This window comes from Pseudonocardia nigra (assembly GCF_019396355.1).
GTDB lineage: Bacteria > Actinomycetota > Actinomycetes > Mycobacteriales > Pseudonocardiaceae > Pseudonocardia > Pseudonocardia nigra.
Window position 1 is genome coordinate 1 of the sequence record NZ_JAHKRK010000272.1, and the last position, 8,774, is coordinate 8,774.

At 69.9% G+C, this 8,774-nt stretch carries 10 protein-coding genes; 2 read left to right on the plus strand and 8 right to left on the minus strand.

The genetic code is table 11. The features are described 5' to 3' along the window. Positions 1 to 183: 183 nt before the first annotated feature. The 5 genes from KME75_RS37180 to KME75_RS37200 form a co-directional block, all read right to left on the minus strand. A complete protein-coding gene (locus KME75_RS37180; RefSeq protein ID WP_219419636.1) occupies positions 184 to 969 on the minus strand; it encodes an enoyl-CoA hydratase/isomerase family protein in 786 nt (261 codons plus the stop codon). Further along, entirely contained in the window at positions 966 to 2,669 is a 1,704-nt protein-coding gene (locus KME75_RS37185) for an ABC transporter permease (protein WP_219419637.1), read from the minus strand. Before KME75_RS37185 ends, KME75_RS37180 begins: the two co-directional genes overlap by 4 nt. A gap of 102 nt (positions 2,670 to 2,771) precedes the next feature. After that, the gene (locus KME75_RS37190) at positions 2,772 to 3,842 is read right to left on the minus strand and encodes an ABC transporter substrate-binding protein (RefSeq protein WP_219419638.1); all 1,071 of its coding nucleotides are present in this window, start codon (positions 3,840 to 3,842) and stop codon (positions 2,772 to 2,774) included. Beyond that, positions 3,839 to 4,927 (minus strand): ABC transporter ATP-binding protein, encoded by a 1,089-nt coding sequence (locus KME75_RS37195; RefSeq protein WP_219419639.1) that lies wholly within the window; start codon positions 4,925 to 4,927, stop codon positions 3,839 to 3,841. The genes KME75_RS37190 and KME75_RS37195 overlap by 4 nt, the downstream gene beginning before the upstream one ends. 20 nt (positions 4,928 to 4,947) lie before the next feature. Then, positions 4,948 to 6,177 (minus strand): CaiB/BaiF CoA transferase family protein, encoded by a 1,230-nt coding sequence (locus tag KME75_RS37200; RefSeq protein WP_219419640.1) that lies wholly within the window; start codon positions 6,175 to 6,177, stop codon positions 4,948 to 4,950. A gap of 89 nt (positions 6,178 to 6,266) precedes the next feature. Here KME75_RS37200 and KME75_RS37205 point away from each other — a divergent pair, with 89 nt between their 5' ends. Beyond that, entirely contained in the window at positions 6,267 to 7,025 is a 759-nt protein-coding gene (locus KME75_RS37205; protein WP_219419641.1) for an IclR family transcriptional regulator, read from the plus strand. A 7-nt stretch (positions 7,026 to 7,032) separates the two neighbouring features. Here the strand turns inward: KME75_RS37205 and KME75_RS37210 are convergent, their stop codons facing one another. Further along, positions 7,033 to 7,575 (minus strand): YdeI/OmpD-associated family protein, encoded by a 543-nt coding sequence (locus KME75_RS37210; protein WP_219419642.1) that lies wholly within the window; start codon positions 7,573 to 7,575, stop codon positions 7,033 to 7,035. 14 nt (positions 7,576 to 7,589) lie between these two features. Beyond that, positions 7,590 to 8,018 (minus strand): VOC family protein, encoded by a 429-nt coding sequence (locus KME75_RS37215; protein WP_219419643.1) that lies wholly within the window; start codon positions 8,016 to 8,018, stop codon positions 7,590 to 7,592. Between the two features lie 333 nt (positions 8,019 to 8,351). On the opposite strand from KME75_RS37215, the gene KME75_RS45385 reads away from it, so the two are divergent. Continuing rightward, positions 8,352 to 8,474 carry a hypothetical protein gene (locus tag KME75_RS45385; RefSeq protein ID WP_281424851.1) on the plus strand — a complete coding sequence of 41 codons (123 nt, stop codon included), beginning with the start codon at positions 8,352 to 8,354 and terminating at the stop codon, positions 8,472 to 8,474. Positions 8,475 to 8,512: 38 nt separating this feature from the next. Here KME75_RS45385 and KME75_RS37220 read toward each other — a convergent pair. Continuing rightward, on the minus strand, positions 8,513 to 8,774 hold a 262-nt coding region (locus tag KME75_RS37220; protein ID WP_219419644.1), incomplete at its 5' end, for an HNH endonuclease signature motif containing protein.

Genomic DNA, 8,774 nt, shown 5'->3' on the forward strand with positions numbered 1-8,774 from the left:
TTCCGGTGCAGATCCAACCCGCCTACGATCGCCATCGGGACCTCCTCGAGCACCATCAGAACCACGGTCTGGTTCCCACGGGACCGATGTTTCCGTGCCGAGGGGGTCCCGCCACATGTCACCTTTCACGCAAGCTCGTGGCGTGAAAGTGGCTTTGCTGCAACGGGGACCTGCGCGCCGAGCTCAGCGGCGCTGGTAGTTCCCGTGGCGCCGCTCGAAGAAGGCGGCCAGCGCCTCCTTGTGGTCCTCGGTCCGGAACATCGCCAGGAAGTTCTCGACCTGCAGCGCGCGCGCCGGCTCCCGCTCCAGATCGAGGGCGACGTTGACGCACCTCTTGGTGGCCTCCACGGAGAGGGGAGCACGCGTGGCGATGCGCTCGGCCTTCGCGAGGGCGGCGGGCAGCAGCGCGTCCGGTGGGTGAACCTCGGTCACCAGGCCCCACGTGAGGGCCTGCTCCGCGGTGTAACGATCGCCGGTCAGCAGGATCTCCTTGGCCGGGCCCAGCCCCGTGATGCGCGCCAGGCGCCAGAAGTTCGCGATGAGACCGACGTTCACTCCGGCAGCCACGAAGAAGGCCTCGCTGGAGGCGGTGCGGATGTCGCACGCCATGGCGAACTCGAGCCCGCCCCCGATCGTCGCGCCGTTGATCGCGGCGATGACGGGCGCGCGGAACCCCTCGATGCCGGTCAGGATCCGGTCGAAGTCACCCAGGAACGCCTCGAGCTGGTCGTCGGACATCGCCTGGTCCTCGCGCAGGTTCGCCCCCGCGGTGAACCGGGGACCGGCGCCTGTGATCACCAGGCAGCGCACCTCGGGGTCGGCGTCGAGCTCGTCGAGGATGCGGATCAGGGCCTGCCGGCTCTCCCAGCTGAGGGTGTTCGCCGGAGGGTGGTCCAGGGTGACGAGGGCGACGTGGCGGTTCTGGTACTCCAGCGTCACGTGGGTCGAAGGGCTGCCGTCGACGGTCATCGGTTCTCCTGTGCGGTGGGAGTGGCGGCGCCGTCGGCGCCGAGGAGGCGAACCGCGACCAGCACCACGGTGATGTTCACGGCGAGGATCACGACGGAGAGGGCGCCCGCGAGCTGGAACAGCGACTCGCCCGCGAGCTCGTAGAGCACGGTGGCAGTGGTCGGGTTCGCGCCGGTGTAGAGGAAGACCGACATCTCCAGCTCGCGGAACAGCAGCACGAAGGTGATCAGCGCAACCGCGACCACGGACGGCCTCAACAGTGGCAGGGTGATTCGGCGCCACGTGGTCGTCCAGCCCGCCCCGAGGCTGCGCGAGGCCTCCTCGAGCTCGGGGCCGATCTGGCTCATCGCCGCGTTGATGTAGGTGAAGGCGAGTGGCAGCGCCTGCACGGTGTAGGCGAGCAGGAGGATGGTCAGTGTGCCGCCGAGTGCCAACGGGGGCCGGGCGAAGGCGATGATCATTCCGATGCCGAACACGGCGCCGGGGAAGGCCAGCGGGGACAGCATGACCGGCGCGATGACGCCGTTGCTGCGCGCCCGGGTGCGCTGCACCAGCCAGGACGCGAGCAGTGCGAGCACGAGACCGAGGAGGACCGCGCCGACGGACAGCAGGAAGCTGTTCGTGAACGCCTCCACGATCTGGCCGTTCTCGAAAACGCGCTGGTAGTTGTCGAAGAGCACGAGGTTGTCGAGGCCGAGGGGCAGACCGATCGCCCGACGGAACGACGTCAGGGCGAGGATGCCGAACGGCAGGACGAGCGTGATGACGAAGACCCCGACCGCGAACGCCGTCGCGAGCGGTCGGGCCCGCCCGAGGTGCAGCACCGGCCGGGCGCCCGGCTTCCCTCCGAGGACGGTGAACCGCCGGGCACCGACCAGCCAGCGGCGCAGCAGCAGCGCGAGCGCGATCACGAGCAGGACCGGCACGCTCATCACCGCGGCGGTCTCGATGCGGGGCGGCGCCGAGATGAGCCGGAGCAGCACCATCGGGATGGTCTCGAAGCCCGCGGGCGCGCCCAGGATCGCGACCGGGCCGAAGATCACGAAGCTGGTGACGAAGACGAGGATCGACCCGCCGACCGTGGCCGGGAGCGCGAGCGGGAGCGTGATCTTGACCAGTACCCGGGCGCGGCTCGCGCCGAAGCTGGCCGCCGCCTGCTCCAGCGCGGGATCCACGTTGTTGAGCGCCGCCGACACGGGCAGGAACACGAGCGGGTAGAGGAACATCGACAGGACGAAGATGATCCCCCAGGGCGTGAAGATGTCGAACGGGGGCTCTGCCAGGCCGAACACCGCCATCAGGGTGGTGTTGATCAGGCCGTTCTGGCCGAGCAGCAGGATCCAGCCGAGCGCGGCGATGAAGCTCGGTGCCGCGAACGTGAGGACGGCGCTGGTGCCGAAGAACCTCTTCGCCGGCAGGTCGGTCCGGCTCACCAGGTAGGCCAGGGGCATCGCGATCAGGAGGCTGCCGACGACGGTGCCTGCGCCGATCCACAGCGAGTTGAGCGTGGCGCCGACGAGCTGCGGGTCCTGGAGCAGGCCGGCGTAGTGCTCCAGGGTGAACGAGCCGTCGTCCGCGACGACGCTGCGCCGGAAGAGCTCGACGAGCGGATAGCCCAGCAGCACGCCCAGCGCCAGCACCCAGGTCAGCCGACCGGCACGCTCGAACGCGGTGGCCCGCTGCGCCGGCCGAAGCGTCATCGCCGCACGTCCACGAGGAGCAGGTGGGACGGACGCGTCACCGCGCCGCTGCGTGATGTTGATCGACATCGGTCCTCCTCCCTCGTCGGCGCGGCCGCCTGCTCACCCGAACAGCTCGGTGAAGCGCGCCCGCAGCGGCTCCGCCTTCGTGGCCAGCTGCTCCAGATCCGGGCTCAGTAGCTCGGCTCCGCCGAGATCCGCCACGCCCTCCGGTGCGGGCGCACCTTCGAGGATCGGACGCCCACCCTGCTCGGCCACCGACTGCTGGAAGGCCTCGCACACGTGGTAGCCCACCAGCAGCTTCGCGGCGTTGGGATGCGGTGAACCGGCCAGCGCGGCGAGCTCGGACGAGAAGGTCGGGACGGCGTCTTCCGGGAATGCGGCGGCCAGCGGCTCCCCGCCTGCGGCTGCGGCGATCACGGTCGACTCGATCGCGGGGACGGCGACGTCGGCCTCGCCGGTCAGGACCAGCTGCGCGAGCGCCAGCGAGCTGTCCGTGACGGTGACACTGCCGTCGGCCAGCTTCGCGAGCCACTCGTCGCCGAGGTGCTCGGTGAGCATGCTGAAGAACAGCAACGAGGTGCCCGAGGCGTTCGGGTCGGCCACCACGATCGTGCCGTCGTAGTCGGCGAGCTCCTGCCAGGAGTTCGGCGGGTCGATGGTGACGGCCTCGTTGTACATGATCCCGAGCGGGGTCACCGCGTACGGGATCTGCGGCGTCTCGGGGTCGTCCACCCCGGCGATGAACTCGTCGAGGTTGGGGGCCTCCGACGGCATGAGGGCGCCGTCCTCGGCGAGCTCGGCCATGGCGGCGATGTCGGCGAGGCTGATCACGTCGGCGTTGAGATTGCCGGCGGCGAGCTCGGCCTGCACCATGCGGACCACCGCCCCGGAGTCCTCGCGGACCGACGTCACGGTGATCCCGTACGCGTCCTGGAACATCTCGGTGAGCCGCTCGAGCGTCTCGCGGGTGTGGCCGCCCGCGTAGATCGTGACCTGCCCTTCCTCCTGCGCCGCGGCGACGAGCTCCTCGGAGAAGCCGCACTCGGGAGCGTCACCACCGCCTGCTGCCGACGCCGCGCCGTCGGAGCCCCCGCAGCCTGCGGCCAGCAGGGCCAACGCGGAGAGGCCTGCGGTCAGGAACTGTCGGGTGGACCTGGGCGAGCTGTTCATGCGATCCCCTCGGTCGATGGCTGCGGAAGGTGGTCGTCCAAGACGGCGACGGCGTCGGGCGCGACGTCGAGCGACAAGGTGTCGCCGGGTCGGTACGGGTGCGCGCCGGAGCCGGTGATCTTCAGCGGCACCGGGCAGGTGGGCAAGTCCACCGCGTACTGCACGACGTCGCCGAAGAACATCGCCTCGGTGACGGTCGCTCGCGGGCGACCTGCCTCGGGCAGGCCGATGCTGATGCCGGCGGGCCGGATCGACACGAGTGCCTGCGCGCGGTCCCCGAAGCTGCCGTTCAGCCTGCTGGTGTCGACCTCGAGATCGAGCCCACCGAACAGGCGCACGTGGGCTGACGCGCCGTGGCACGCCAGGACGTCCACGGGCACGATGTTCGTGGCCCCGAGCGCGCGGGCGACGTAGCCGTTGCGCGGGCGCCGGTAGACCGCGGTCGGCGTCCCCATCTGCTCGATGCGGCCCGCGTTCATCACGACGAGGCGGTCGGCCAGTGAGAGCGCCTCTGCCTGGTCGTGGGTGACGTAGACCATCGTGACGTCGAGGAGTTGCCGGATCCTCTTGACCTCGCCACGCATCTCCTCACGCAGCCGGGTGTCGAGGTTGGACAGTGGTTCGTCGAGCAGCAGCAGGCGCGGGCGGGTGACGAGTGCCCTGGCCAGCGCCACGCGCTGCTGCTGTCCTCCGGACAGCTGGTGCGGGTAGCGGTCCTCGTACCCGGTCAGCTGCACGAGTTCGAGCACCTCGAGCACGCGGCGACGGACTTCGGCCCGGTCGTTCTTCGCCGTCGTCGGCCCGAACGCGACGTTGTCGTACACGCTCATGTGCGGCCACAGCGCGTAGCTCTGGAAGACGACCGCCATGTGTCGCTTCTCGGGCGGCACGAAGGCCTTCGGGGATGCCAGCGTCTCGCCGGCGAAGACGATCTCGCCGGCGTCCGGTCGCTCGAAGCCGGCGATCATGCGCAGGCAGGTCGTCTTCCCGCAGCCGCTCGGACCGAGCAGCACGACGGTCTCGCCGTCCTCGATGGTCAGGTCGAGGTCGTCGACGGCGGTGACGTCGGCAAAGGTCTTGGTCACGCCTCGGAGCGCCAGATGGGTCATCGCGCCTCGATCGGTTCGAACGCCGCCTGCTCGACGACGCCGGCGGCGATCAGTTCGGCCACCTCGCGCTCGGGCAGCCCGGCCTCGGTGAGCACCTCGCGCGTGTGCTGGCCGAGAACGGGAGCGGGGGAGTGGACCCGCCCAGGGGTCACGGACAGCTTGACCGGCACGCCGATCTGCTGGTTGCGCCCGGCCCTCGGGTGCTCCACCTCGACGAGCATCTCCCGCGCCCGGACGTGCTCGTCGTCGTAGACCTGCTGGATGTCGTAGATCGGGCCGCACGGGACACCGGCTTCGCGAAGATGGTCGACCCACTCGGCAGTGGACCGGGTGCCAAGGACGGTGCCGAGCTGCTCGGCGAGCTCGGCGCGGTGCGCGAGCCGCGTACCGGCGTTGGCGAACCGCTCGTCGATGAGCAGGTCGGACCGTCCGACCGCGACGCACAGGCGTTCCCAGTTGCGCTGGTTGGCCGCGCCGATCGTGAGCCAGCCGTCCGCGGTGGGGAACGCCTCGTAGGGCGCCGACAGCCGGTGCGCCGAGCCGGTGGGCCGGGCAACGTCCCCCTTCGCGAACAGCAGCGCGGTCTCCCAGACCGTGTAGGCGATGCCGGCTTCGAGCAGAGACGTGTCCACGTACTGGCCGAGCCCGGTGCGCAGGCGGTGGATGTACGCGGTCAGGACGCCGTAGGCGGCGAACATGCCGGCGTTCAGGTCGCAGATCGGAACCCCCGTCTTGACCGGTGGCCTGCCGGGCTCGCCGGTGAAGCTCATGACCCCGCTCATGCCCTGTGCGATCAGATCGAATCCGCCCTGCTCGGAGTACGGGCCGGTGGAGCCGAAGCCGGAGACGGAGCAGTAGATCAACTCCGGGTTCACCTGGCAGAGGTCCTCGTAGGAGAGGCCGAGCCTCGCCATCGTGCCGGGCCGGAAGTTCTCGACGAGGACGTCGGACTCGGCGGCCAACCGGCGGAGCACGTCGACGCCGCGCGGGTCGTGCAGGTCGACCACGATGCCCCGCTTGTTCCGGTTCACCGCCATGAACGACGGCGACTCGCCGTGCGGCATGAACTCGCCCATCCGCCGGGTGTCGTCACCCGTTCCGGGCTTCTCGACCTTGACCACGTCCGCGCCCATGTCGGCCAGCAGCATCGAGCAGTAGGCCCCGGCCATCACCTGGGTCACGTCGAGCACCCGCACACCGGCGAGAGCTCCGAAGGAGGGCGTCATTGGTCTCCTTTGTTCCTCTGAGAGGAACGGCGTTCCGCTACATTGCGACGGAACGATAGGATCGGGAGAAAGGGAGGTCAAGGGACCCGATGCGAAGCGTCACCACGACTCTCGCCGTCATCGAGGCGGTGGGAGAGTTGCAGCCGGTGGGGGTCAGCGACGTTGCACGGCGCGCCGGTGTCCCGAAGACGACGGCGCACCGCGTCCTGCAGGCCCTCGGCGAGCTGGGTTGGATCCGGTCCACCGATGAGGTCCAGGTGCGGTGGACCCTGTCGAACAAGGTCCTCACGCTCGCCGCGCAGTTCGCCAACGGCTCCGACGTCCTCGAGCTCGCACTTCCGGCGATGCGCGAGCTGCACCGCCGCACCGGGGAGACGATCCACCTCACGGTTCCGGAGAAGACCCAGGTGGTGCTGCTCCACAAGATCGAGAGCACCAAGCCGGTGCGCACGTACTCCTGGGTGGGCGGCGCGGCACCGATCCACGCGACCTCGTCGGGCAAGGCGATCCTCGCGCGCCTGCCCGAGGCCGAGGTGCGAGCCTTGTTCGCCGACGGGCTCGACCGGTTCACCGAGCGGACGATCACCGACCTGCAGGAGCTGCTCGACGACCTGGCCGAGATCCGCGAGCGCGGCTACGCCTTGAACACGTCGGAGTGGCGGAACGACGTGGCGGCGACCGCGGCCGTGATCCTCGATCCGGCCGACCGCCCGGTCGCCGCTCTGAGCATCTCCATGCCTCTGCACCGCTTTCCGCGTGAGCTCTGGGAGGAGTACGGCGAGCTCGTCCGGACCGCTGCGGTCGTCGCGACGGGGAAGCCCTGGCCCGCGGAGGTGTCCAACGGCTGACGGCTGGTCAGGGCCGTTCGTTGCGCGCGGCGGCATCGACGGTGCGGGCGATCCGCCGCTGCCTCGTCTCCGGCCGCTTGGCGCGGGCGATCCACTCCAGGAGCGCCCGCCTGGCCGACGGGGAGAATGCGGCGAAGTGCGCGGCGGCGGTCTCGTCGGCGGCGAGCTGCTCGCGCAGGTCGTCGGGGACGACGCCGTTCTGCGCGTCGGCGAGCGCCGACCACGTGCCGGTGCGCTTCGCGAGGTCGACCGCGGCCTGACCGGCCGGTGTCATCAGCCCCTGCGCGGTGAGCTGCTCCACGAGCTCCCGGTTGACCTTGCTCCATGCGCCGCGGGGGCTGCGCGGGGTGAAGCGCTGGCACCACGACTCCGCGTCGTGTTTGCGGGCGAGGCTGTCGATCCAGCCGAAGCAGAGCGCCTCCCGGTGTTGCACGCTCGCGGTGGCACTGCCCTTGTGGTGGATCACCAACCAGACCTCGTCGGCGGTTCCGGCGTTGTCGTGCAGCCACGCCCGCCACTGGGCGCGATCGGCCGCGTGGACGGTGGTCATGGTGGTCACGGCGGTCACGGCTTCGCCGTCCGCGCGGCGAGGACCTCGAGGTAGTGCGGGTTGTGCATGACACCCAGGACGTTGCCGAACGGGTCGACGACCGACGCGGTGGTGAAACCCGAGCCGTCGCCGTGCTCGGTGATCGGCTGGTACTCGGTGGCGCCCATCGCGAGCAGCTTCTCCACCGTGCCCGCGAGGTCGTCGACGTGCCAGTGCATCACCGCGCCGCCGGGGGCGCTGCAGGCGCCGGCAGGGGCGTAGCGGCGGTCGATGAAGCCGAGCTCGTCGCCGTCGTCGCCGATCCGGAACTCGAGGTAAGCGGGCGGCGCGGGCTGCGGGGGGTAGGCGTAGTAGGGCTCGACGCCCAGCAGCTCGGTGTACCAGTCGCGGGCCGCGGCGAGGTCGTCGGCGTAGAAGCTGATGGTGGCGAATCCTCGGAACATCGGTGCTCCCTGGGTCGGGCGGCGGTGTCTCCGCCGCGGTGAACACCGTCAGCATGCGGGAGTGAAGTGCTCATCCAGTGAGCACTTTGAAGGACTTCGGTACGGCGGGCACGCTGGTCGAGCGGTGGATGATGCGCTTCCCGGCGACCGAGCTGGACGAACGTGGCGCGTACCTGCTCGCCCGGTCACTGGTGTTGCAGGGCGGGATCCGGCGGGATCAGGGCAGGCTGTCCGGTCCGAGTTCGGCGCGGGTGTCTCTGCTGGTGGCCCGGGAGTGGTTCGCCCGGTTGGGCATCGAGAGCCGGGTCGCGCAGACCGACCTCGGGCGGTCGTGTGCGCGTCGGAGTCGTTGTCACTCGGCTGGGTTTCGCCGTCGAGCAGGACGTCCCGATCGGGGTGGAGCACGCCTACCGGAGGCTCGTGAAGCGCGGCTTCACCAGCCGACTGCTCACCTGACGATTGCGGAACCCGGTGAGCACTTCGCTCGAAGCTGTTTATGTGAGCCAGCTCGCGCCGGTTGTCGGCCGCGGTTTTCGGCGGGGCTTCTGCTCCGGATCCACCCATTTCGGGGGTATGAACTCGGGCTGTCCGTCGACGATGCGCACGATCCAGCCGGAATGATGGATCAACCGGTGGTGCATTCTGCGCAACATCACCAGGTTGTTCAGCTCGGTGTGCCCGTCGTGTTCCCATTCGAGGACGTGGTGAATTTCGCACCATGACGGGGTTCGGTCGCATCCCGGATGGGCACATCCC

Bases quoted from the DNA above. Each gene is read 5' to 3' on its own strand.
- KME75_RS37190 (WP_219419638.1), bottom strand. From the start codon at position 3,842: ATGAACAGCTCGCCCAGGTCCACCCGACAGTTCCTGACCGCAGGCCTC.
- KME75_RS37215 (WP_219419643.1), bottom strand. From the start codon at position 8,018: ATGTTCCGAGGATTCGCCACCATCAGCTTCTACGCCGACGACCTCGCC.
- KME75_RS37210 (WP_219419642.1), bottom strand. From the start codon at position 7,575: ATGACCACCGTCCACGCGGCCGATCGCGCCCAGTGGCGGGCGTGGCTG.
- KME75_RS37200 (WP_219419640.1), bottom strand. From the start codon at position 6,177: ATGACGCCCTCCTTCGGAGCTCTCGCCGGTGTGCGGGTGCTCGACGTG.
- KME75_RS37180 (WP_219419636.1), bottom strand. From the start codon at position 969: ATGACCGTCGACGGCAGCCCTTCGACCCACGTGACGCTGGAGTACCAG.
- KME75_RS37205 (WP_219419641.1), top strand. From the start codon at position 6,267: ATGCGAAGCGTCACCACGACTCTCGCCGTCATCGAGGCGGTGGGAGAG.
- KME75_RS37185 (WP_219419637.1), bottom strand. From the start codon at position 2,669: ATGACGCTTCGGCCGGCGCAGCGGGCCACCGCGTTCGAGCGTGCCGGT.